Annotated in this window: 24 protein-coding genes and 1 rRNA gene; 20 read left to right on the forward strand and 5 right to left on the reverse strand. The window is 71.5% G+C overall.

What is annotated here, in order from left to right:
* The first annotated feature begins 55 nt into the window (after positions 1-55).
* The 6 genes from rpmI (at position 56) to pheT (ending at position 6,151) form a co-directional block, all read left to right on the forward strand.
* Positions 56-250, forward strand: a complete 195-nt coding sequence (gene rpmI / locus DV20_RS14290) for a 50S ribosomal protein L35 (protein ID WP_043780277.1) — start codon at positions 56-58, stop codon at positions 248-250.
* A gap of 66 nt (positions 251-316) precedes the next feature.
* Positions 317-694 carry a 50S ribosomal protein L20 gene (gene rplT / locus DV20_RS14295; protein WP_004559056.1) on the forward strand — a complete coding sequence of 126 codons (378 nt, stop codon included), beginning with the start codon at positions 317-319 and terminating at the stop codon, positions 692-694.
* Positions 691-1,506, forward strand: coding sequence for a TrmH family RNA methyltransferase (locus DV20_RS14300; RefSeq protein WP_268747421.1), 816 nt, complete (start codon positions 691-693; stop codon positions 1,504-1,506). The genes rplT and DV20_RS14300 overlap by 4 nt, the downstream gene beginning before the upstream one ends.
* 52 nt (positions 1,507-1,558) lie before the next feature.
* Positions 1,559-2,392, forward strand: a complete 834-nt coding sequence (locus DV20_RS14305) for a DUF6159 family protein (RefSeq protein ID WP_043780280.1) — start codon at positions 1,559-1,561, stop codon at positions 2,390-2,392.
* Between the two features lie 133 nt (positions 2,393-2,525).
* Positions 2,526-3,587 carry a phenylalanine--tRNA ligase subunit alpha gene (gene pheS, locus DV20_RS14310; protein WP_043780282.1) on the forward strand — a complete coding sequence of 354 codons (1,062 nt, stop codon included), beginning with the start codon at positions 2,526-2,528 and terminating at the stop codon, positions 3,585-3,587.
* Positions 3,587-6,151, forward strand: a complete 2,565-nt coding sequence (gene pheT / locus DV20_RS14315) for a phenylalanine--tRNA ligase subunit beta (protein WP_043780284.1) — start codon at positions 3,587-3,589, stop codon at positions 6,149-6,151. The genes pheS and pheT overlap by 1 nt, the downstream gene beginning before the upstream one ends.
* Positions 6,152-6,288: 137 nt before the next feature.
* Here pheT and DV20_RS14320 read toward each other — a convergent pair whose 3' ends face one another.
* Entirely contained in the window at positions 6,289-6,978 is a 690-nt protein-coding gene (locus DV20_RS14320) for a DNA alkylation repair protein (RefSeq protein ID WP_043780285.1), read from the reverse strand.
* Positions 6,979-7,171: 193 nt separating this feature from the next.
* Here DV20_RS14320 and DV20_RS14325 point away from each other — a divergent pair, with 193 nt between their 5' ends.
* The 3 genes from DV20_RS14325 (at position 7,172) to DV20_RS45535 (ending at position 9,769) form a co-directional block, all read left to right on the forward strand.
* Positions 7,172-8,755 carry an alpha/beta hydrolase gene (locus tag DV20_RS14325; RefSeq protein WP_043780286.1) on the forward strand — a complete coding sequence of 528 codons (1,584 nt, stop codon included), beginning with the start codon at positions 7,172-7,174 and terminating at the stop codon, positions 8,753-8,755.
* Between the two features lie 202 nt (positions 8,756-8,957).
* Positions 8,958-9,455, forward strand: coding sequence for a hypothetical protein (locus tag DV20_RS14330; protein WP_043780288.1), 498 nt, complete (start codon positions 8,958-8,960; stop codon positions 9,453-9,455).
* A 149-nt stretch (positions 9,456-9,604) separates the two neighbouring features.
* Positions 9,605-9,769, forward strand: a complete 165-nt coding sequence (locus tag DV20_RS45535; RefSeq protein WP_160169731.1) for a hypothetical protein — start codon at positions 9,605-9,607, stop codon at positions 9,767-9,769.
* Positions 9,770-9,808: 39 nt separating this feature from the next.
* Here the strand turns inward: DV20_RS45535 and DV20_RS14335 are convergent, their stop codons facing one another.
* Positions 9,809-10,765, reverse strand: coding sequence for a helix-turn-helix transcriptional regulator (locus DV20_RS14335; RefSeq protein WP_043780290.1), 957 nt, complete (start codon positions 10,763-10,765; stop codon positions 9,809-9,811).
* Between the two features lie 74 nt (positions 10,766-10,839).
* Here DV20_RS14335 and argC point away from each other — a divergent pair, with 74 nt between their 5' ends.
* Genes argC through argH form a run of 8 tightly spaced genes read left to right on the forward strand, consistent with a single transcriptional unit; the run spans position 10,840 to position 18,308 of the window.
* Positions 10,840-11,868 carry an N-acetyl-gamma-glutamyl-phosphate reductase gene (gene argC / locus DV20_RS14340; protein ID WP_043780292.1) on the forward strand — a complete coding sequence of 343 codons (1,029 nt, stop codon included), beginning with the start codon at positions 10,840-10,842 and terminating at the stop codon, positions 11,866-11,868.
* The gene (gene argJ, locus DV20_RS14345; protein ID WP_043780294.1) at positions 11,865-13,025 is read left to right on the forward strand and encodes a bifunctional glutamate N-acetyltransferase/amino-acid acetyltransferase ArgJ; all 1,161 of its coding nucleotides are present in this window, start codon (positions 11,865-11,867) and stop codon (positions 13,023-13,025) included. The genes argC and argJ overlap by 4 nt, the downstream gene beginning before the upstream one ends.
* Positions 13,022-13,939 (forward strand): acetylglutamate kinase, encoded by a 918-nt coding sequence (gene argB, locus DV20_RS14350; protein ID WP_043780297.1) that lies wholly within the window; start codon positions 13,022-13,024, stop codon positions 13,937-13,939. The genes argJ and argB overlap by 4 nt, the downstream gene beginning before the upstream one ends.
* The gene (locus DV20_RS14355) at positions 13,936-15,138 is read left to right on the forward strand and encodes an acetylornithine transaminase (protein ID WP_043780298.1); all 1,203 of its coding nucleotides are present in this window, start codon (positions 13,936-13,938) and stop codon (positions 15,136-15,138) included. Before argB ends, DV20_RS14355 begins: the two co-directional genes overlap by 4 nt.
* The gene (gene argF, locus DV20_RS14360; protein WP_043780299.1) at positions 15,138-16,064 is read left to right on the forward strand and encodes an ornithine carbamoyltransferase; all 927 of its coding nucleotides are present in this window, start codon (positions 15,138-15,140) and stop codon (positions 16,062-16,064) included. Before DV20_RS14355 ends, argF begins: the two co-directional genes overlap by 1 nt.
* Positions 16,061-16,573, forward strand: a complete 513-nt coding sequence (locus tag DV20_RS14365) for an arginine repressor (protein ID WP_043780302.1) — start codon at positions 16,061-16,063, stop codon at positions 16,571-16,573. Before argF ends, DV20_RS14365 begins: the two co-directional genes overlap by 4 nt.
* Entirely contained in the window at positions 16,570-16,896 is a 327-nt protein-coding gene (locus tag DV20_RS14370; RefSeq protein WP_043780303.1) for an argininosuccinate synthase domain-containing protein, read from the forward strand. The genes DV20_RS14365 and DV20_RS14370 overlap by 4 nt, the downstream gene beginning before the upstream one ends.
* Positions 16,893-18,308 (forward strand): argininosuccinate lyase, encoded by a 1,416-nt coding sequence (argH, locus tag DV20_RS14375; RefSeq protein WP_043780304.1) that lies wholly within the window; start codon positions 16,893-16,895, stop codon positions 18,306-18,308. Before DV20_RS14370 ends, argH begins: the two co-directional genes overlap by 4 nt.
* Here the strand turns inward: argH and DV20_RS14380 are convergent.
* From DV20_RS14380 to DV20_RS14390, 3 genes are read right to left on the reverse strand one after another with little or no spacing between them, the layout of a single operon-like run.
* Complete coding sequence (locus DV20_RS14380; protein ID WP_043780306.1) at positions 18,301-18,954, reverse strand: TetR/AcrR family transcriptional regulator; 654 nt, start codon at positions 18,952-18,954, stop codon at positions 18,301-18,303. The genes argH and DV20_RS14380 overlap by 8 nt on opposite strands.
* Positions 18,954-19,613, reverse strand: a complete 660-nt coding sequence (locus DV20_RS14385; RefSeq protein ID WP_043780364.1) for a DUF4166 domain-containing protein — start codon at positions 19,611-19,613, stop codon at positions 18,954-18,956. The genes DV20_RS14380 and DV20_RS14385 overlap by 1 nt, the downstream gene beginning before the upstream one ends.
* The gene (locus DV20_RS14390) at positions 19,610-20,164 is read right to left on the reverse strand and encodes a hypothetical protein (RefSeq protein ID WP_043780308.1); all 555 of its coding nucleotides are present in this window, start codon (positions 20,162-20,164) and stop codon (positions 19,610-19,612) included. Before DV20_RS14390 ends, DV20_RS14385 begins: the two co-directional genes overlap by 4 nt.
* 109 nt (positions 20,165-20,273) lie before the next feature.
* On the opposite strand from DV20_RS14390, the gene DV20_RS14395 reads away from it, so the two are divergent.
* The 3 genes from DV20_RS14395 to DV20_RS14405 form a co-directional block, all read left to right on the forward strand.
* Positions 20,274-20,912 carry a DNA-3-methyladenine glycosylase gene (locus DV20_RS14395; protein WP_043780310.1) on the forward strand — a complete coding sequence of 213 codons (639 nt, stop codon included), beginning with the start codon at positions 20,274-20,276 and terminating at the stop codon, positions 20,910-20,912.
* 32 nt (positions 20,913-20,944) lie between these two features.
* A complete protein-coding gene (tyrS, locus tag DV20_RS14400; RefSeq protein WP_043780313.1) occupies positions 20,945-22,219 on the forward strand; it encodes a tyrosine--tRNA ligase in 1,275 nt (424 codons plus the stop codon).
* 347 nt (positions 22,220-22,566) lie between these two features.
* Positions 22,567-22,950, forward strand: a 16S ribosomal RNA gene (locus DV20_RS14405); the annotation flags it as partial.

Raw genomic sequence — 22,950 nt, forward strand, 5'->3', positions numbered from 1 at the left:
ACGAGTCAGCGGCTCACCGGATTCTCCGGTGAGCCGCCGCACGAAAGAGGACAAAATGCCGAAGATGAAGACCCACAGCGGGACGTCCAAGCGCATCCGCAAGACGGGTACGGGCAAGCTGCGCCGCCAGATGACCGGCCGGCGTCACCGCATGGAGAAGAAGTCCAGCCGCGTGACGCGCCGCCTCGAGGGCACCACCGAGGTGTCGAAGACCGAGGTCGGCCGCGTGAAGCGCCTGCTCGGCATCTGATCCCGCAGAACTTGCTGTAACCACCCGGGGCGGCCCCTCGCCCCCTGAGATCGACAGGATGGACCCGTGGCACGCGTCAAGCGGGCGGTCAACGCCCAGAAGAAGCGTCGCGCAACTCTCGAACTGGCCAGCGGCTACCGCGGCCAGCGTTCGCGGCTGTACCGCAAGGCCAAGGAGCAGACGCTTCACTCGCTGAACTACGCCTACCGGGACCGCCGTGCCCGCAAGGGTGACTTCCGCCAGCTGTGGATCACCCGCATCAACGCGGCGGCCCGTGCCAACGGCGTGACCTACAACCGGTTCATCCAGGGCATCAAGGCCGCGGGTGTCGAGGTCGACCGCAAGATCCTCGCGGACCTGGCCGTCAACGACGCCGCCGCCTTCACCGCGCTGGCCGAGCTCGCCAAGGCCAACGTGAACACCGGCGAAGCGAAGTCGGCCTGACCGGCAGCTTTCAACGACCCGGGGCGGAACCGTTCACCGAACGGACCCCCCGGGTCGTTGCTGCGCGCAAGCTGACGCGGCGCGCGGAACGCGACAAGACCGGCCGGTTCCTGGCCGAAGGCGCCAACGCCGTCGAAGCCGCCTTGGCCGGCGGCACGGTGCACGAGCTCTTCGTCACTTCGCGGGCGTCGGAGCAGCACGCGGACCTGGTGGACGTGGCGCGCGCGGCCGGCGTTCCGGTCTCGCCGATCACCGACCGGGCAGCCGACGGGCTGTCGGAAACCGTGACACCCCAAGGCATCGTGGCCGTCTGCGCGCTGCTGGACCGTCCGCTCGACGAGGCCGTGACCCCGGCCGCCCGGCTCGTGGTCGTGCTCGTCGACGTCGCCGACCCCGGCAACGCGGGCACGGTCATCCGCGTCGCCGACGCGGCCGGCGCCGACGCGGTGGTCCTGGCCGGCGACACCGTCGACCCCCACAACGGCAAGTGCGTCCGCGCCGCCGCCGGCAGCCTGTTCCACCTGCCGATCGCGCGCGTCCGCGACGTCCCGGCCGCCCTGTCGGCCTGCTCGGCCGCGGGCCTGCGGACGTTCGCCGCCCACGGCTACGCCGACGCCGAACTCGATCGGGTGGATCTCGCCGCGCCGACCGCGTGGGTGTTCGGCAACGAGGCCCACGGCCTGCCCGCCGACGTCCTCGACCGGACCGACCTCGCCGTCCGGATCCCCCTGTACGGCCGCGCGGAGAGCCTCAACCTCGCCACCGCGGCGGCCGTCTGCGTCTACACGAGCGCGATGGCGGCGCGGCGCTGACCTGCGAGTAGGCTCCCGCGATATCCATTGTGGCCGATATTTGGGGGGTTCCATGGGCAGGCTCGCTCGTTCGTTCGCGCTGTTCTCCGCGTCGTTGAAGGTGCTGCGCGCCCACAAGGGCCTGGCGTGGTTCCCGGTGCTCGCCGGCATCGCCGGGCTGCTGGTCGCCGGGGTGTTCCTGACACCCGCGTTCTTCACCGTCCACCTCGAGGCCGAGCACTTCCGGCCCACCGCCGGCACGTACGTGCTGCTGGGGGCGTTCTACCTCGTCTCGGCGTTCGTCACGATCTTCTTCAACGCCGCCCTGATCTCCCAGGCGGACGTCGCGCTGCGCGGCGACGGCGGCATGCCCGGCGTCGGCGCCGGTCTCGCCGCGGCCGGTCGCCGCTGGCCGGCCCTGCTCGGCTGGTCCGGCGTGAGCGCGACGGTCAGCGTGGTGCTGCGCACCATCGAGGAGCGGCTCGGCTTCCTCGGCAGCATCATCAGCGGCCTGATCGGCATGGCCTGGCGGTTCACGACGTACCTCGTGCTGCCGGTCGTCGTGCTCGAGGGCGTCGGCGTGAAGGCCGGCGTCAAGCGGTCGGTCGAGCTGTTCCGCCGCGCGTGGGGCGAGAACGTCGCCGGCACCGCCGGCCTCGGCCTGGTCGGTTTTCTGCTGACCTTCGCCGGTTACGTCGTGCTCCTCGGCGCCGGCTTCCTGCTCGGCGGCACGGCCACCCTGTTCGTCGCGGTCGGGCTGGCGATCGTCTGGACCTTGCTGGTGGCGGTGTTCACCACCACGTTGTCCGGCATCTACCAGACGGCGCTGTACCGCTACGCCGCCGAGGGCGTGGTGCCCGGCGAGTTCGCGTCGGTCGACTTCTCCGAGGCGTTCCGGCAGCGCTGACCGCGCGTCCGCGCGCTCCCGGGGCGACCGGGGGCGCGCGGACCCGATCCCATAGACTTTTCCCGCCTTTGACCTCTCGCGCGCCGTGTGCGGCGGAGCGCGAACGACCAGTCCTCACGGACGCCGAGGAGTTATGTCCGGAGCCACGGAGAAGGAAGCACAGGGCGCGGTCCTCGCCCCCGAGACGCTGCAGGAGGCGGTCAAGGCCGCCGAAGCGGCGTTCGCCGCCGCGACCGGGCTCGAAGGGCTGGCCGAGGTCAAGCCGGCCCACCTCGGCGACCACGCGCCGCTGATGCTCGCCCGCCGCGAGATCGGCGCCCTGCCCAAGCAGGAGAAGGCCGAGGCGGGCAAGCGCGTCAACGAAGCCCGCCAGGCCGTCCAGGCCGCCTTCGACGCCCGCCGCGCCGAGCTCCAGGCGGAGCGCGACGAGCGTGTGCTGCGCGAAGAGGCCGTCGACGTCACGCTGCCGTGGGACCGCGTCCCGCGCGGCGCCCGGCACCCGATCAGCACCATCTCCGAACGCGTCGCGGACGCCTTCGTCGCGATGGGCTACGAGATCGCCGAGGGCCCGGAGCTCGAAGCCGAGTGGTTTAACTTCGACGCGCTGAACTTCGGCAAGGACCACCCGGCCCGCCAGCTGCAGGACACGTTCTACGTCGGCGAAGAGGACTCAGGCCTGGTGCTGCGCACGCACACCTCGCCGGTCCAGGCCCGCACGCTGCTGCACCGCGACCTGCCGGTGTACGTCGTCTGCCCCGGGCGGACGTACCGCACCGACGAGCTCGACTCGACCCACACCCCGGTGTTCACCCAGGTCGAGGGCCTCGCGGTGGACAAGGGCATCACGATGGCCCACCTCAAGGGCACGCTGGACGCCTTCGCGCGCGCGATGTTCGGCGAGAGCTCGAAGACGCGGCTGCGTCCGCACTTCTTCCCCTTCACCGAGCCGTCCGCCGAGGTGGACGTGTGGTTCGAGGAGAAGAAGGGTGGTCCCGGCTGGGTGGAGTGGGGCGGCTGCGGCATGGTCAACCCGAACGTGCTGCGCGCCTGCGGCGTCGACCCCGAGGTGTACTCGGGCTTCGCCTTCGGCATGGGTATCGAGCGCACCCTGCAGTTCCGCAACGGGATCCCGGACATGCGCGACATGGTGGAGGGCGACGTCCGCTTCACCCTTCCCTTCGGAACGGAGGCGTAGTGCGAGTCCCAGTCAGCTGGCTGACCGAACACCTCGAGCTCGCTGAGGAGGTCACGCCGCAGGACCTGGCCGACGCGTTCGTCCGGATCGGCATCGAGGTCGACGACCTGCGCGAGCTCGGTCCCGTGACCGGCCCGCTGGTCGTCGGCCGGGTCGCCGAGATCGAGGAGCTCACCGAGTTCAAGAAGCCGGTGCGCTTCTGCCGCGTCGATGTCGGCGAGCCCGCCGACACCGCCGAAGAGCTCGGCGACGACGAGGACGACGAGGACGACGACGAAGCGGGCGAGCTCGACGAGGGCCCACACGGCATCAAGACCCGCGGCATCATCTGCGGCGCGCGCAACTTCGCCGAGGGCGATCTGGTCGTCGTCGCGCTGCCCGGCGCCGTCCTGCCCGGCGACTTCGCCATCGCCGCCCGCAAGACCTACGGCCGGATCAGCGACGGCATGATCTGCTCGGCGCGCGAGCTCGGCCTCGGCGACGACCACACCGGCATCCTCGTGCTGCCGCCGGGCACCGCGAGCCCGGGCGACGACGCCCAGGAACTGCTCGGCCTCAACGACTCGGTGATCGAGCTCGCCCCGACCCCGGACCGCGGCTACGCGCTGTCGATCCGCGGGCTCGCGCGCGAGCTGTCCAACGCCTTGGACGTGCCCTTCGGCGACCCGGCGCTGCTGGAGGTCCCGGCGGCCGAGGGCGACGCCTGGCCGGTCCGCGTCGAGGACCCGGAAGGCTGCCCGCGGTTCGTGCTGCGCCGGGTCACCGGCCTGGACGCGACCGCGCCGACCCCGTGGCGGATGCGGCGGCGGCTGATGCTGGCCGGCATCCGGTCCATCTCCCTGGCCGTGGACGTCACCAACTACGTGATGCTCGAGCTCGGGCACCCCTTGCACGCGTTCGCCACCAAGGCCATCCAGGGCGATCTGGTGGTGCGCCGGGCGAAGCCGGGCGAGAAACTGACCACTTTGGACGACGTTGAGCGCACGCTCGACCCGGACGACGTGGTCATCGCCGACGACAGCGGCGTCATCTCGCTCGCCGGCACGATGGGCGGCGCGAGCACCGAGATCACGCCGGAGAGCACCGACGTGCTGCTCGAGGCGGCGCACTGGAACCCGGCGGCGATCAGCCGCACCGCGCGGCGGCACAAGCTGTTCTCCGAGGCGGCCAAGCGCTTCGAGCGGTTCACCGACCCGCAGCTGTGCGCGGCGGCGGTGGAGCTGGCCGCCCGGCTGCTGCGCCAGTACGGCGACGCCGCCATCCAGCCCGGCCGCACCGACGAGGGCGCGGTCGAGCCGAACCCGGCGGTCGTCATGCCGATCAACCTGCCCGACAAGGTCGCGGGCGTGAACTACCAGCGCGGCGTGACGGTCCGCCGGCTGACTCAGATCGGCTGCAAGGTCTCGGTCGGCACGGGCGACGACGGAACGGGCCGGGTGACGGCGATCCCGCCGAGCTGGCGCGGCGACCTGCGCCAGCCGGCCGACCTGGTCGAAGAGGTGCTGCGGCTGGAGGGCTACGACAGCATCCCGTCGACACTGCCCGCCGCCCCGGCCGGCCGCGGCCTGACCGACAGCCAGCGGCGCGTCCGCGGGGTGTCCCGTGCGCTGGCCGAGGCCGGGTACGTCGAGGTGCGCCCGTTCCCGTTCATCAGCGACGCGGTGTGGGACGCGTTCGGCCTCCCGGCCGACGACGTCCGCCGCAACACGGTGGTGGTCCGCAACCCGCTGGAGGCCGACCGCAACCGCCTGGCGACGACGTTGCTGCCGGGCCTGCTGGACACCATGCAGCGCAATGTGTCCCGCGGGACGAAGGACGTGTCGCTGTACCACATCGGCCAGGTGGTGCTCCCGGCCCCGAACCCGCTGAAGGTCCCGGACCTGGGCGTCGACCGCCGTCCTTCGGACGAGGAGCTGGCCCTGCTGGAGGCGGCGGTGCCCCAGCAGCCGCTGCACGTCGCGGTGGTCCTCGCCGGCAACCGCCGCCGGGCGGGCTGGTGGGGCGCGGGCGAGCCGGCGAACTGGGCCGACGCGGTCCAGGCGGCCCGCACGGTCGCGGAGGCGGCCGGCGTGGAGCTGACCGTCCAGGCGGCCGACCTCCCGCCGTGGCACCCGGGCCGCTGCGCCCAGCTCCGGGTCGGCGACTGGCCGGTCGGCCACGCGGGCGAGCTGCACCCGAAGGTGGTCGAAGCCCTCGGCCTGCCGCCGCGCACGGTGGCGATGGAGCTGGACCTGGACGCGATCCCGCTCCCGGACACCCGTCCGGCACCGAGCGTGTCGGGCTACCCGCCGGTCCTCCTGGACGTCGCCCTGGTGGCGGCGGCCGAGGTCCCCTCGGCGGACCTCGCCGCGGTCCTGCGCCAGGGGGCGGGCGAGCTCCTGGAGGACATCACGCTGTTCGACGTGTACGCGGGCGAGCAGGTCGGCGAGGGCAAGCGGTCGCTGGCGTACAAGCTGCGCTTCCGAGCCCCGGACCGAACGCTGACGGTCGACGAAGCCACCAAGGCCCGCGACGCGGCCGTGGCGGCAGCGGGCGAGCGCTTCAACGCCACCCTCCGCGCCTGAGGTTCGCCTGAGGTCGTGACCGGCCCCTCCCGCCACCCGGCAGGAGGGGCCGGCCCACCTCTGGAGTCCTGACCCGCACCCGACCCTCCAGGTACGCGAGCCGGCCCTCCGGGCCACCTCACCCGCGACCGCCCGCCTCAGCCGATGTGCTTGAGCGCCTCCCGTCTCGACAGCCCGGACAGCCCCGGGTGGTCGTCCACGAAACTCCGGACCCAGTCCGGTGCCGTCTTCGCGTAGTCCCGCAACGCCCAGCCGATTCCCTTGCGCAGGAAGAACTCCGGCTCGGCGATAGATGGTTCGATCGCCTGGGCCAGCAGCTCCGCGTCGGTCTCCTCCTTGGCGCCCACCTGGCAGATGATCGCCGTGCGGCGGCGCCAGAGGTTGCCGTCGTGGGCCCAGGCCAGCATGGTCGGCGTCATCCGGGTGCGGTTCTCACGGAGGATCGGGCCCAGTCGCCGGATGGCGAGCTCGTCGACGTAGTCCCACCACGCCCCGTCGACGATCATTTCCTCGTACACCGGGACCAGGTCCGGGTCCTGCCACCGCCGGTAGGCCCGGTACCCGGAAAGATCGATGGCCGCGTAGCGTTCCTCGCGGAATCCGGCCGTCCGCCACAGCTCCAGGACAGTTGCCGAAAACCTCACTCGATCGGGCAATATGTGCTCGGCCAGCACCCGCTTGAGCAGTGCGCTGCGCTCCGGTTTCGCGACCCCGCGGTAGGGCATGGCCGACTTCATGTACGCCTGCATCGCCGGCGCTTTTGCCGGGTCGGCCAGCTCCGCCAACCCGGCGCGGATGGCCTTGACCAGCCTTTCGTCCGCGCTCATCCGTCCTCCTGTCGAGCTTCGGCGCCGCGGAGCGTACTGCCGGCCACCGACAGTTCCGGTGCCGAACGGACGCCACAGGTCCCGACGAAAGGCGGATGGCGAAAGCCGCGTCGGTCAGCGAGATTGTTCGGGGTTGCCGGTAGTTTCGTCGAAATCTGGCGAACGCTGTCGAATGCGGACGAAAAGGACAACTGTGAAACGAATCGTCGCCGCCATCGCCGCCGCGGGGCTCGCGGCCGGGCTGATGGCCGCCGCGCCCGCCGCCTCGGCGGAAACCGGGGTGCAGTTCACCCCCGCGCCGATCGCCTGGGGCCCCTGCGCGTCGGCCGGCCTCAAGGCCAACGGTGCCGAGTGCGGCTACCTCGAGGTGCCGATGGACTACGCGAAGCCGGGCGGGACGAAGGTCTCCGTCGCGGTCTCGCGGATCAAGCACAAGACCGCGCGGTCCCAGGGCATCATGCTGGTGAACCCGGGCGGGCCGGGCGGTTCCGGCCTCGGCCTGTCGGTGCTCGGCAAGTACGTGCCGAACGGAGCCGGGAACAGCTACGACTGGATCGGCTTCGACCCGCGGGGCGTCGGGTCCAGCAAGCCCGCGATCAGCTGCGACGGGAACTACTTCAGCTACAACCGGCCGGCCTACGTGCCGACCACCCCGCAGCTGGAGAAGACCTGGCTCGCCCGTTCGAAGGGGTACGCCGACGCGTGCCGCAAGAACGGCGAGATCCTCGACCACATCAAGACGACCGATGTCGCGCAGGACATGGACAGCCTGCGCAAGGCCCTCGGTGAGAAGCAGATCAACTACTACGGCTTCTCCTACGGCACCTACCTCGGCCAGGTGTACAGCACGCTGTACCCGAAGAACGTCCGCCGGATGGTGCTCGACGGCAACGTCGACCCGCGGAAGGTCTGGTACCAGGCCAACCTCGACCAGGACGTCGCGTTCGACAAGAACATCAAGATCTACTTCGACTGGCTCGCGAAGTACGACGACGTCTACCACCTGGGCAAGACCGGCGACGCGGTCGAAAAGCTCTGGTACGACACGCAGCGCAAGCTCGCCAAAGACCCGGCCGGCGGCGTGATCGGCGGCGACGAGTGGACCGACATCTTCCTGCAGGCCGGCTACTACGTCTTCGGCTGGGTCGACATGGCCAACGCCTTCGACGGCTACGTGCACAAGGGCGACTGGCAGACGCTCAAGGCGCTCTACGACAACTCCAACCCCCCGGGTGACGACAACGGGTTCGCCGTGTACCTGGGCGTTCAGTGCACCGACGTGCAGTGGCCGACCGACTGGAACCGGTGGCGCGCCGACAACTGGCTGACCTACTTCAAGGCCCCGTTCGAGACCTGGGGCAACGCCTGGTTCAACGCGCCCTGCGTGTTCTGGCCGGCGAAGGCGGGCAAGCCGGTGAACATCGACGGCAGCAAGGTGGCCGGCGCCCTGCTGATCAGCGAAGAGCTCGACGCCGCCACGCCGTACGCCGGCAGCCTCGAGGTGCGGAAGCGGTTCCCGAACTCGAGCCTGATCAGCGCGCCCGGCGGGACGACGCACGCCGGTTCGCTGTCCGGGGTGTCCTGTGTGGACGACAAGATCGCCGACTACCTGGCCACCGGCGCCCTGCCGAAGCGGCAGCCCGGCAACCACTCGGACGTCCAGTGCAGCCCGGTGCCGCCGCCCGTGCCCGACGGCGCCGCGGCGCAGAAGTCGGACAACTCCGCGAAGGCCGCCCAGGAGAAGCAGAGCACGCTGGCCCAGCTGCTGCACTTCTGAGCGGAACAGTCCCATCCCGCTGCCCCGGTCCGGCTCTTCCGGACCGGGGCAGCGTCTTGTCCGCGGGTGTCCCATCGTCGCCTCCTCGTGACGGTTCGTGGTCAGCGGAGACGTTAGGGGAGGGGTCCGACAATTTCGGAGCGGAGTGGGCCGTGAGCAGCGCGTGGCCGAAATTGTCGGGGGTGCGCGCTAGCTTCGTGGCATGTCGATCATCGAACAGCGCCGGACCGAGGTCCGGACCGAAGACAACACCTACCAGATCGTGGTCTCGACCAGGACGGACGTCGACCGCGCCGAACCCACGCCCCGGGTGATGATCACCCTGGAAGCAGGCGGCCCCGGCGGCGAGCCGGTCGCCGAGGGCAGCCTCGACGTGGACGTCGCGGTGGCGAACACGGTGGCGGAGCTCGTCACGGACGGTTTGCTGTCCGCGACCGGCGCGGGCCGGGGGCCGCGGCGAAGATCCGCGGGCCGTCCCGCGCAGCAGGGCCGCCCGTGGAGCGAGGAGATGGACGCGGAGCTGGAGAGCCGCTGGATCGCGGGAGAGACCGTCGCGCAGATCGCGGCGTACTTCGAACGCACCCCCGGCGGTATCCGCGCCCGCCTGCCGCGCGTGGGCTGCGACCCGGAGAACCCGGGCTGCTACCTGCCCGTGCCGCCGAGCAGGCGGACGGACCTGGACGGCGGTGAGCCGAGCTGACCGGCGGCGGTGGGCCGGTCCGCCCGGACCGGCCCACCGGGCCGTCGCGTTCCACCGTGAGCCGAGGGCACGTCGCCCGGCGTGCCGGAAGCGCGAAGTCACTGGGCCGCCGGCTCGACGGTGCCCGACATGCTGGCGGTCCACCCGCCTTGCGTGCCGACCGGTTCGCGCTGGAGCACCGCGAAGGCCTGCCCGACCGGCCCTGCCGCGTCGAAGTCTCGGACCAAGCCCGGATCGCCCGGGCGTTCACCGGCTTCGCCGCGGGCGACGACGACCGGCGCCGGGAGTTCGACAAGCAGCCCATCAGACGCTGACCACCAGGCACCCCGAAGGAGGAAACAGTGCCCCACGAGTCACCCCCGCGTCGCCGCGGTCGCGCGGTCGGCCAGGACCCGCAAGTGGTCGACCAGCTCCGGCGGTTCCTCGACGGTGAACGCGCACCCCAGCCCCAGCAGCCGGAACGCGAGCCAGTCCAGCGTGTCCTCGTGGCTCCGCCACCGGCATCGGCCGTCGCCGAGGTCGGTCAGCTCGCCTGCCGCCGGGCCGAGGCGCGGCGCGATCCGCGCCGCCGGCTCCGCCAGGACGGCGACCGCCCGGTAGGAGGGCGCGAGGTCGTAGAACCGGTCCAGCACGTAGGCCGCCAGGTCCGTGGCGGGTGGCTCGCGCGGCGCCACCCGGCCGCCGGTCGCCTGGGCTTCGCGGATGCGGTCGGCGCGGAACACGCGCCAGTCCGCCCGGTCGAGGTCGTAGGCCACCAGGTACCAGCGGCGGCCCGCGGCGACCAGCCGGAGCGGCTCGGCCCGGCGCCGGGTCTCGGCCCCGTCGTGGGCGCGGTAGCGGAACCGGACGGTCTCGTGGTTGGTGATCGCCCCGGCGAACACCGTCAGCTGCGCCGGGTCGACGACCGGTCCGGTGGCCGGCACCGCGACCGTCGCCGTGCCGATCGTGCCCACCCGGCGGCGCAGCCGGGCCGGCAGCACCTGCTCCAGCTTGGCGAGCGCCCGCACGGACGCTTCCTCGATGCCGTCGACCGTCTGGCCCGCCGCGGTCCGCAGCCCGACCGCGATCGCCACGGCTTCCTCGTCGTCGAGCACGAGCGGCGGCATCGCGGTGCCGGCGACCAGGCGGTACCCGCCCGCGACGCCGCGGCTGGCCTCGACCGGGTAGCCGAGGTCACGCAGCCGCTCGATGTCGCGGCGGATCGTGCGCGGGCTGACGCCCAGGCGCTCGGCCAGTTCGCTGCCCGGCCACTCGCGGGGCGTCTGGAGCAGCGAAAGCAGGCCGAGCAACCGGGCCGGGGTGTCCGTCATGGGCCCAGCATCCCAAGGTGGCGGGCACCACTTCGGGTTTGTTTAGACTTGCAAGGGCGTGCATAATCATGCGTATGACGGTGAACATCGCGGTGGCCGGAGCCAGCGGGTACGCGGGTGGTGAGCTGCTGCGCCTGCTCCTGACCCATCCCGAGGTCGAGATCGGCGCGCTCACGGCCGCCAGCAGCGCGGGCACGAAGCTCGGCGTCCACCAGCCCCACCTCGTTCCCCTCGCCGACCGCGTCCTGGCCGAGACGACGCCGGAGACCCTCGCCGGCCACGACGTCGTCTTCCTCGCGCTGCCGCACGGGCACTCCGCGGCGATCGCGGCGCAGCTCGGCCCGGACGTCCTGGTGGTCGACCTCGGCGCCGACCACCGGCTGGCCGACGCGGGCGACTGGCAGCGCTGGTACGGCGGTGACCACGCCGGCCAGTGGCCGTACGGCCTGCCCGAACTGCCCGGCGCCCGCGAAAAGCTCGCCGGCACCAAGCGCATCGCCGTGCCCGGCTGCTTCCCGACCGGCGGATCGCTGGCCCTGGCGCCCGCGTTCGCCGCCGGCCTGATCGAGCCCGACGTCACGATCGTCGCGGTCACCGGCACGTCCGGCGCCGGCAAGAGCCTCAAGCCGAACCTGCTCGGCTCCGAGGTGATGGGCTCGGCCAGCGCGTACGGCGTCGGCGGCGCCCACCGCCACACCCCCGAGTTCGCGCAGAACCTCTCGGCCGTCGCGGGGGAGAAGGTCACCGTGTCCTTCACCCCGGTGCTCGCGCCGATGCCCCGCGGCATCCTCACCACGGCGAGCGCCCCGCTGAAGGACGGCGTCGACGAGGCCGCCGCCCGCGCGGCGTACGAGAAGGCCTACGACGCCGAGCCGTTCGTCCAGCTGCTGCCCGCGGGCGCCTGGCCGACGACGTCGGCGACGCTCGGCTCGAACAACACCCAGCTGCAGGTCACGGTCGACGTCGACGCCCGGCGCCTGGTCGTCGTGGCCGCGATCGACAACCTCACCAAGGGCACCGCCGGCGGTGCCGTCCAGTCGATGAACCTGGCCCTCGGTCTCCCCGAGACCACCGGCCTTTCCACCGTAGGAGTGGCACCGTGACCGTCACCGGCCCCCAGGGCTTCCGCGCCGCCGGCGTCGCCGCCGGGATCAAGGCCTCCGGCGCGCTCGACCTCACCCTGGTCGTCAACGACGGCCCGCTCGACGTCGCCGCGGGCGTGTTCACCCGCAACGTCATCAAGGCCGCGCCGGTGCTGTGGTCGCAGGAGGTGCTCAAGCAGCAGCGGCTCAAGGCCGTCGTCCTCAACTCGGGTGGCGCCAACGCGGCCACCGGGCCCGGCGGTTTCCAGGACACCCACGCCACCGCCGAGAAGGTGGCCGAAGTCCTGCGGGCCGGCGCGATCGAGGTCGCCGTCTGCTCCACCGGCCTGATCGGCGAACGGCTGCCGATGGACGCGGTCCTGTCCGGGGTGGACACCGCCTTCAAAGCCCTCGACGCGAGCCCCGAAGCCGGCCTGAACGCCGCCAAAGGCGTGATGACCACCGACACGAAACCGAAGCAGGCCTTCGCGAAGCACGACAGCGGCTGGAGCGTCGGCGGCTTCGCCAAGGGCGCGGGCATGCTGGCGCCGAACCTCGCCACGATGCTCTCGGTGCTGACCACCGACGCCGTGGTGGACAAGGCGACCCTCGACCGCGCCCTGCGCGCGGCGACCCACATCACCTTCGACCGGCTCGACGTCGACGGCGGCACGTCCACCAACGACACGGTCCTCGTCCTGGCCTCCGGTGCGAGCGGGGTCGAGCCCACCGAAGCGGAGCTCACCGAGCTGCTCACCGCGGTCAGCCACGACCTGGTGCTCCAGCTGCGCGCGGATTCCGAGGGCGCGACCAAGGACGTCGACGTCACCGTGCGCGGCGCGGCCACCGAGGCCGACGCGATCGCCGTCGCCCGCACGATCGCCGAGGACAACCTGGTCAAGACGGCGCTGTTCGGGTCCGATCCCAACTGGGGCCGGATCGCCATGGCGCTCGGCCGGGTGCCGGCCCGCATCGACCCGGACACGGTGTCGATCGCGATCAACGGCGTCACCCTGTTCGCCCAGGGCGTGCCCGCCGCCGACCGGTCCGAGGCCGACCTCACCGGCCGGGCCGTCGAGATCGTCGTCGACCTCGGCGTCGGCACCGGCACGGCGACCATCTACACCACGGATCTTTCGCACGGTTACGTCGAAGAGAACAGCGCGTACTCCTCATGAACCAGGAGGCTCTGATTTCCGCGGACGAACGACTCGCGACGGCGGCCGAGAAGGCCGGGGTGCTCATCGAAGCGCTGCCTTGGCTGCAGCGCTTCCACGGGGCCACCGTGGTGGTGAAGTACGGCGGCAACGCGATGATCGACGACCAGCTGAAGGCGGCCTTCGCCGAGGACATGGTGTTCCTCCGGCTGGCCGGCCTGCGCCCGGTGGTCGTGCACGGCGGCGGCCCGCAGATCACCGCGATGCTCAAGCGCCTCGGCGTCGAAGGCGAGTTCAAGGGCGGCCTCCGCGTGACAACGCCGGAGACGATGGACATCGTCCGGATGGTGCTCACCGGCCAGGTCAGCCGCGAGCTCGTCGGGCTGATCAACGCACACGGCCCGTACGCGGTCGGCATTTCCGGCGAGGACGCCCGCCTGTTCACCGCCGAGCGCAAACAGGCCATTGTGGACGGTGAGCAGGTCGACATCGGGCTCGTCGGCGAGGTCGCCGAGGTCAACCCGGACGCGGTGCTCGACATCGTCAACGCCGGGCGCATCCCGGTCGTGTCCACGGTCGCGCCGGACGTCGACGGGGTGGTGCACAACGTCAACGCCGACACGGCGGCCGGTGCGCTGGCGGCCGCGCTGGGCGCCGAAAAGCTCGTGGTGCTCACCGACGTCGAAGGCCTGTACGCGAACTGGCCCGACCGGTCGTCGCTGATCGACCGCATCCGCGTCGATCGCCTCGAGGCCATGCTTTCCGGCCTGGCCAGCGGCATGATCCCGAAGATGGAAGCGTGCGTGCGCGCCATCCGCGGCGGCGTGCGCCGGGCGCACGTGATCGACGGCCGCCTCGCCCACTCGGTGCTGCTGGAGGTCTTCACCTCGCGCGGCATCGGCACCATGGTCTTCCCCGAAACGGAGCTCCCGTGACCGACCTTACGTCCAATGTGGACGGCCAGGCGCACTGGCAGTCCGCCCTCATGGACAACTACGGCACCCCCAAGCTGACGCTCGTGCGCGGCGAGGGCGCGAAGGTGTGGGACGCCGACGGCAAGGAGTACGTCGACCTGGTCGGCGGCATCGCCGTCAACGCGCTCGGCCACGCGCACCCGGCCGTCGTCGCCGCCGTCACCGAGCAGATCACCCGGCTCGGCCACACCTCGAACCTGTACGTCAACCCGGTGGCCGTCGAGCTCGCGGAGGCGCTGCTCGACGTCGCCGGCCTCACCGGCCACGGCAAGGTGCTGTTCGTCAACTCCGGCGCCGAGGCCAACGAAGCCGCGCTGAAGATCAGCCGGCTGACCGGCCGCACGAAGGTGGTCGCCGCCGAAGGCGCGTTCCACGGCCGGACCATGGGCGCGCTGACGCTCACCGGCCAGCCCGCCAAGCGCGATGCCTTCAAACCGCTGGTGCCCGGGGTGGAGCACGTGCCGTTCGGCGACGTCGCGGCCCTCAAAGCCGCCGTGGACACCGACACCGCGGCCGTCTTCCTGGAGCCGGTGCTCGGCGAGGCGGGCGTCATCCCGGCGCCCGACGGCTACCTGCAGGCCGCCCGCGAAATCACCAAGGCCACCGGCACGCTGCTGGTGGTCGACGAGGTGCAGACCGGCCTGGGCCGGCTCGGCACCTGGTTCGGCTACCAGCAGGCCGGCATCGTGCCGGACGTCATCACGCTGGCGAAGGGGCTCGGCGGCGGGCTGCCGCTGGGCGCGGTGATCGGCGTCGGCGCGGCGGGCGACCTGCTCAAGCCCGGCCAGCACGGCACCACCTTCGGCGGCAACCCGGTCTGCTGCGCGGCCGGGCTGGCCGTGCTGAAGACCATCGCCGCCGAGGGGCTCCTCGACCACGTCGCCTCGCTGGGCAAGGACATCGCGGCGGGCGTCGAGGCGCTGGGGCACCCGCTCGTCGCCGGCGTCCGGGGCGCCGGGCTGCTGCTCGGCATCGCCCTCAAGCAGCCCGTCTCGGCGGCGGTCGCCCAGGCCGCGCAGGACGCCGGCTACCTCGTCAACCCGGTCGCCCCGGACGCCGTCCGGCTCGCCCCGCCGCTCGTCCTCGACGGCGATCAGGCCGAAGGCTTCCTCGCCGCCCTCCCGAACGTGCTCGACTCCACCACGAAGGATTCCGACTGATGCTGCGCCACTTCCTCCGCGACGACGACGTCAGTCCGGCCGAGCAGAAGGCCATCCTCGACCTCGCCGACGCGCTGAAGGCCGACCCCCTGGGCAACAAGACCCTCGCCGGCAAGTCCATCACGGCGATCTTCGAGAAGAACTCGACGCGCACCCGGTTCTCGTTCGAGGTCGGCATCAGCCAGCTCGGCGGCCACCCGGTGATCGTCGACGGCCGGTCGATGCAGCTCGGCCGCGAAGAGACCATCGAGGACACTTCGCGGGTCCTTTCGCGGTACGTCGACGGGATCGTGTGGCGCACCTTCGCCCAGAAGCGCATCGAAGCGATGGCTTCGGCCGCGTCGATCCCGGTGGTCAACGCGCTCACCGACGAATTCCACCCGTGCCAGGTGCTCACCGACCTCATGACGATCCGCGAGCGCAAGGGCAAGCTCGAGGGCCTCACCCTCGTCTACCTCGGCGACGGCGCCAACAACATGGCGCACTCGCTGCTGCTCGGCGGGGTCACCGCCGGGATGCACGTCCGGGTCGTCTCGCCGGTCGGCTTCCAGCCCGACCAGGGCGTGATGCTGGACGCGAAGAAGCGCGCGGACGAGACCGGCGGCACCGCCACCGTCTTCACCGACCCGTACGCGGCGGTCGACGGCGCGGACGTGCTCGTCACCGACACGTGGACGTCGATGGGGCAGGAGAACGACGGGCTCGACCGGGTGGGCCCGTTCCGGGCCCTGCAGGTCAACACCGAGCTGCTGAAGAAGGCCGCGGACGACGCGATCGTGCTGCACTGCCTGCCCGCGCACCGCGGCTGGGAGATCACCGACGAGGTGATCGACGGCCCGGCCAGCGCGGTCTGGGACGAGGCCGAGAACCGCCTGCACGCCCAGAAGGCGCTGCTCGTCTGGCTGTTCGAGGAGAGCAGGCGATGACCGGCAGCCGGGTGGGCAGGCAGGCGCGGATCACCGAGCTGGTGTCGACCATGACCATCCGCAGCCAGACCGAGCTGGCCAAGCTGCTGGCCGCCGAGGGCATCGAGGTCACCCAGGCGACGCTGTCGCGCGACCTCGACGAGCTGGGCGCGGTCAAGCTGCGCGGGCCCGATTCGGGCGCGCCGGTCTACGTCATCCCGGAGGACGGCAGCCCGGTCCGCGGGGTGCAGGGTGGCACGTCACGGCTGTCCCGGCTGCTGGCCGAGCTGATGGTCTCGGCGGACTCGTCGGGCAACCTGACCGTGCTGCGGACGCCACCCGGCGCGGCCCAGTTCCTGGCCAGCGCGATCGACCGGGCGGCGCTCGAAGAGGTCGTCGGCTCGATCGCGGGCGACGACACGGTGGCCGTGATCGCGCGCGAGCCGCTGACCGGCAAGGACCTGGCCGAGCGGTTCGCCGCCCTCGCGCAGCGCTCGGCGAACGAATCGGGCACCGAAGGACCACCATGACCGTGCTCGCCGACATCTTCCCGGCCGAGGGCGAGTTCCTCGCGCCGGACGAGGTGGTGATCACCTTCGACCGCGGGGTTCCGGTGGCGATCGACGGCGAGACCGTCTCCGTCGTCGAGGCGCGTCGGATGCTGATCGCGCGCGGCGAGGCGCAGAGGATCGGCCGCGGTGACGCCTGTGCCGCGCTCGACCGGCGGGCCGGCCGCGGATGCGCCAGTCTGACCGACGCCGTGTCGGGCGAGGTCCGCCTGGTCCTGTACAACGGCCGGGTGACGGCCGAAAACCTGGATTCCACGAACACCGAGGAGAAGCGAGAACTGTGAGCGGGAACGAGCAGCCGGTGCAGCTGTGGGGCGGCCGGTTCGCCAGCGGTCCGGCGGAGGCCATGGCCGCGCTGAGCGCGTCGACGCACTTCGACTGGCGCCTGGCGCCCTACGACATCGCCGGCTCCCGCGCGCACGCCCGGGTGCTGCGCAAGGCGGGCCTGCTCACCGACGACGAGCTGACCGGCATGCTGGCGGCCCTGGACACCCTCGCCCAGGACGTCGCCTCGGGGGAGTTCACCCCCACGATCGCGGACGAGGACGTGCACACGGCCCTCGAACGCGGCCTGATCGAGCGCGCGGGCACCGAGCTCGGCGGCAAGCTGCGCGCCGGCCGCTCGCGCAACGACCAGGTGGCCACGCTGTTCCGGATGTGGCTGCGCGACGCCGCCCGCCGGATCGTCGCCGGCACCCTGGAGGTCGTCGACGCGCTGGTGTCGCAGGCGAAGCGGCACCCGGACGCGATCCTGCCCGGCCGCACGCACCTGCAGCACGCCCAGCCGGTGCTGCTCGCCCACCACCTGATGGCCCACGGCCAGGCGCTGCTGCGTGACGTCTCGCGCCTGCAGGACTGGGACGCCCGCACGGCCGAGTCCCCGTACGGCTCGGGCGCGCTGGCCGGCTCGTCGCTGGGGCTCGACCCCGAGGCCGTCGCCGAGGAGCTGGGCTTCGCCACCAGCGTCGAGAACTCCATCGACGGCACCGCTTCGCGCGACTTCGTCGCCGAGTTCGCCTTCGCCGTCGCGATGCTCGCGGTCAACCTGTCGCGGATCGCCGAAGAGGTGATCATCTGGAACACCGCCGAATTCGGCTACGTGACGCTGGACGACGCCTGGGCCACCGGCAGCTCGATCATGCCGCAGAAGAAGAACCCGGACGTCGCGGAGCTGACGCGCGGCAAAGCGGGCCGGCTGATCGGCAACCTCACCGGCCTGCTGGCCACCCTCAAGGCGCAGCCGCTGGCCTACAACCGCGACCTGCAGGAGGACAAGGAGCCGGTGTTCGACTCGGTCGAGCAGCTCGAGCTCCTGTTCCCGGCGATCGCCGGCATGCTCGAAACGCTCACCTTCCACACGGACCGGCTCGCCGAGCTGGCCCCGGCCGGCTTCACCCTGGCGACCGACATCGCCGAATGGCTGGTGCGCCAGGGCGTCCCGTTCCGCGTCGCGCACGAAGCGGCGGGCGAGAGCGTCCGCGTCGCCGAGTCCCGCGGCGTCGGCCTGGACGAGCTGACCGACGAAGAGTTCGAGAAGATCAACCCGGCCCTCACGCCCGCGGTCCGCGAAGTCCTCACCGTCGAAGGTTCGGTGAAGTCCCGCGACGCCCGGGGCGGCACGGCGCCGGCCCGGGTGGCCGAGCAGCGCACCCGGCTCGAGGAGCGCGTCACCGCGGCCCGTCAGTGGCTCAACTGAGGCGGGATTTGCGGAGCTTGGCCCGGACGGCCCGCGTGGCCACCGGGCCGAGCCCGTCCAGGACGTCGACGAGCACGGCCAGCTGCTCCAGCGCGGCGACGGCCTGCTCGGCGCCGTCGGGGTCGACCGTGTCGAACAGGGTCAGCCCGAGGAACCCGCTGGACACGGCGTGGGCCAGTCCGTCGGGGTCCGCGAGCTCGGCCAGCGGCGATCCGGCGAGCACCCGCTCGAGCGCCGTCCGGACTTCGGTGATCCACTTGTCCAGGCCCTCGCGGGTCGCTTCGGCGAGCCGCTCGCTGCCCTGCGCCCCGGCCAGGGTCTGGGCCAGGAGCGCCAGGTTGCCTTCCGCGCGTTCGGCGACCCGGATCTCCCGGCCGAGCGCCAGCAGCTCGCCGACCGTGGCCACCGCGGCGAACCGCTCCCGGTAGAGGGCGACGCGGGCCTCTGTCGCTTGGATGCAGGCCTGCGCGATGAGCTCTTCGACACTGCCGAAGTGGTAGAAGACCAGCGCCTGGTTGGCGCCCGCGGCACTGGCGACCGACCGGGCCGAGACGGCGGTGATGCCCTGCTGCCGGACGACTTCCAGCACGCCGTCCACGAGCCGCTGCTTCGTGTCCTGCGAACTGGAGTTCCGGCCGGTGCCCATCAGTCCATGACCTTCTCACGAAGTGGCTTCACCGCTCCGCTGACCCCGCCGCCGACGTCGACGTACCGGGCGCTGAAGCCGCCCTCGTAGCCGAACACCGGCCCGAAGCGGGGATGGGCCACCGCGACCTCGATCCGGAACTGCCCGCGGCCGTCGTCGAACCACTCGTCGACCGCGGCGGTCACGGTGAGGCCCCGCGGCAGGCGCGCCCCCGCCCGGAACCGGAACTCGCCGGAACGGATCCGGAACCCGCCGTCCGGCCGCACCGACATGGCGAGGTCGACGGCCAGTTGCTGGTGCGTCCCCAGGTAGTCGACGAGCCCCCGCCCGGCGCTGTGCACCATCTGGGCGTCGAAGCGCCGGCGCCGGCTCGGCAACTCGAAGGTCCGCACGAAGGACACCGTTTCGCGGCCGTGCCCGTCCACGTACGGGTAGTTCTCGATGGTGAACGGCACGTTCCGGCCGTGCTCGGGGAACAGGATGTGCCGCGCCGAGCCGAGCCACAGGAACGGCAGCGTGAAGCCGGGGCCGCGCCAGATCCGGTCCATCAGGCCGTGGCCGATCATCCCGCGTCCGTCCGAAAGGGCGAGCCGTTCCCGCATCCGGGGGTGCAGCTTCGCGAAGTCGGAACCGAGCGTGCGCTCGAAGACGCCGGTCACGACGACGCTCCGGCGGTCACGCGGGCGCGGGGCCGCGTCCGGACGCACCGGGCGGCCGAGGGCGCGGTCAGGGGCTGCGCCTCCGGGGGCACCCCGGTCTCCAGCCACAGCCGCAGCCGGTCGAACGACCACGCCGTCATCCACCCGAACACCGGCCGGAACACCCGGTCGGCCAGCTGCCCGAAGCGGCCCCAGCGGGTGCCGTAGTCGAAGCCGGTGACGAACCGGACGCCGCCGGGCACCGGTGTGTAGCGCCAGAAGCCCGCACCCGCGCTGATCAGCGACAGCGGGTCGGCCGAGGCGAACCGCAGCACCGACGTGCGACCGCCGTCCGGCCAGTCCCGCGACGCCACGCTCACGCCGATGCCCTCGACGGTGACTCCCAGGAACCTCGACGCGTAGCGGAAGTGACCGTCGAGGCCGTCCAGCGGGCGGATCTCGGTGAACCGCAGGTCCCAGCGCCGGTGCAGGGCCGGGTCCTGGGTGTGGTGCCAGAGCGTGTCCAGGTCCGTGCGGATCACGGTCTCGACGTAGAGCGGTTTCGGTCGCATCTCTCGGCTCCCCTCCAGAGTTTGAGCGACTGCTCAAAACGACTGTAGAGAAGTTTGAGCGATCGCTCAAGGGTTAGGGTGGCCGGGCAGCCGAGGAGAGGAACCCCGTTTGAGCGGCGACGCAGGCCGGTTGTTCACCCGCGAAGAACTCGCGCTCGATCCGGTCGACCTGGCCCACCTGCTGCTCGGCTCGGTCCTGGAGGCCGACGGGCCCGACGGCACCGTCGGCGTCCGGTTGGTCGAGGTCGAGGCCTACCGCGGCCAGGACGACCCGGCGTCGCACTGCTACCGCGGCCGGACCCCGCGCAACGCCGTCATGTGGGGGCCGGCGGGTCACCTGTACGTGTACTTCGTCTACGGGATGCACTTCTGCGCGAACATCGTCGGCTCGACCGACGGCGTGGCCGGGGCGGTGCTCCTGCGGGCGGGCGAGGTCGTCACCGGGCTCGATGTCGTCCGCAAGCGGCGGCCGAACGCGCGGGGGACCGGCGAGCTCGCCAAAGGCCCGGCGATCCTGACGTCGGTGCTGCGCATCGACCGGCAGGAGAACGGCGTCGACCTGACCGACCCGGCGTCGCCGGTCCGGCTGTACGCGGGCGAGCGGGTGCCGTCCGAGCGGATCCGCAGCGGCCCGCGCGTCGGCGTCGCGATGGCGATGGACACGCCCTGGCGCTTCTGGGTCGACGGCTCGCCCGCCGTGTCCACCTACCGCCGCGGCGGGAAGCGGCGGGTCCGACCCGCCAGTTAGTCGGTTGACCTGGTGCGGGAGGATCTACAGGCGTGAGCGAACACATCCTCGACGAGCTGTCCTGGCGCGGCCTGATCGCGCAGTCCACCGACATCGACGCCCTCCGGCGCGAGCTCGACCAGGGTCCCGTGACGCTCTATTGCGGCTTCGACCCGACCGCGCCCAGCCTGCACGCCGGCAACCTGGTCCCGCTGCTCATGCTCAAGCGGTTCCAGCGCGCCGGGCACCGGCCGATCGTGCTGGCCGGCGGCGCGACCGGGATGATCGGCGACCCGCGCGACACCGGTGAGCGCACGCTGAACACGCTCGACGTCGTCGCCGAGTGGGCGGGGCGCATCCGCGGCCAGCTCGAACGGTTCGTCGACTTCGACGACTCGGCGACCGGCGCGATCGTCGAAAACAACCTGAACTGGACCGGGCAGCAGACCGCGCTGGAGTTCCTGCGCGACGTCGGCAAGCACTTCTCGATCAACGTCATGCTCAACCGGGAGACGGTCAAGCGCCGGCTCGAGGGTGACGGCATGTCGTACACTGAGTTCAGCTACCTGCTGCTGCAGTCGCAGGACTACCTGCAGCTGCACCGCCAGTACGGCTGCAAGCTGCAGGTCGGCGGGTCCGACCAGTGGGGCAACCTCGTCGGCGGGGTCGACCTGATCCGGCGGACGGACGGAGCGAGCGTGCACGCGCTCACCGCGCCGCTGGTCACCGACGCCGAGGGCCGCAAGTTCGGCAAGTCCACCGGCGGCGGGAACCTCTGGCTCGACCCGGAGATGACCTCGCCGTACGCCTGGTACCAGTACTTCGTGAACGTGGGCGACGCCGACGTCGTCCGCTACCTGCGGATGTTCACCTTCCTCGACCAGGAGGAGATCGCCGCGCTGGCGGAGGACACCGAACAGCGGCCCCACCTGCGGGCCGCGCAGAAGCGGCTGGCGGAGGAGTTCACCACGCTCGTCCACGGCGAGGAGCAAACCCGGCAGGTGATCAACGCCAGCCAGGCGCTGTTCGGCCGCGGCGAGCTCGGCGACCTGGACGAACGCACCCTCGACGCGGCGATGGCCGAGGTGCCGAACGGCAAGGTCGACCCGGGCGCCGAGCCGACGATCGTCGACCTGCTGCTCGCCGGGGGACTGGTGGACAGCAAGGGCGCCGCGCGCCGCACCCTCAAGGAGGGCGGCGCGTACGTCAACAACGTGAAGATCGCGGACGAGGAGTGGAAGCCGTCCCGCGAGGACGCCCTCCACGGCAAGTGGCTCGTGGTCCGCAAGGGCAAGCGCACCGTCGCCGGCGTCGCGCTCGGCGGCTGACCCGCCCCGGCGGCCCGAAACAGGCCCCTGACCTGCGGGAACGCAGTTAAGGGACCCCCCTGTTCCGGGCCTCCGGAGGGGGTGTAAAGTTCTCCAAGTCGCCAGGGAAACCGGGTGGCCACCGGGACACGAACCAAGCTCTCGCGGATCGCGATTGAGTGGGTGTCCCACCAAAAACTGCTAGGAATGACTCGCTACGAGCGAGCCGCTTGATCGCGGTGAGTTTGTGGTGTGTTGCTTGAGAACTCAACAGTGTGCTAGTGAACTAAGCCAGTAGAGCTTATGTATTGAACCTCGTGTGAGGTTCCTTTGAGAGCAAGTATTTGCCTCGATTGAATTCGAAGACATTGTTGGAGAGTTTGATCCTGGCTCAGGACGAACGCTGGCGGCGTGCTTAACACATGCAAGTCGAACGCTGAACCACTTTCGGGTGGGGATGAGTGGCGAACGGGTGAGTAACACGTGGGTAATCTGCCCTGCACTCTGGGATAAGCCTTGGAAACGAGGTCTAATACCGGATATCACAATCTCTCGCATGGGGGGTTGTTGAAAGTTCTGGCGGTGCAGGATGAACCCGCGGCCTATCAGCTTGTTGGTGGGGTAATGGCCTACCAAGGCGACGACGGGTAGCCGGCCTGAGAGGGTGACCGGCCACACTGGGACTGAGACACGGCCCAGACTCCTACGGGAGGCAGCAGTGGGGAATATTGCACAATGGGCGCAAGCCTGAT

It is taken from the genome of Amycolatopsis rifamycinica, from assembly GCF_000695625.1.
GTDB lineage: Bacteria > Actinomycetota > Actinomycetes > Mycobacteriales > Pseudonocardiaceae > Amycolatopsis > Amycolatopsis rifamycinica.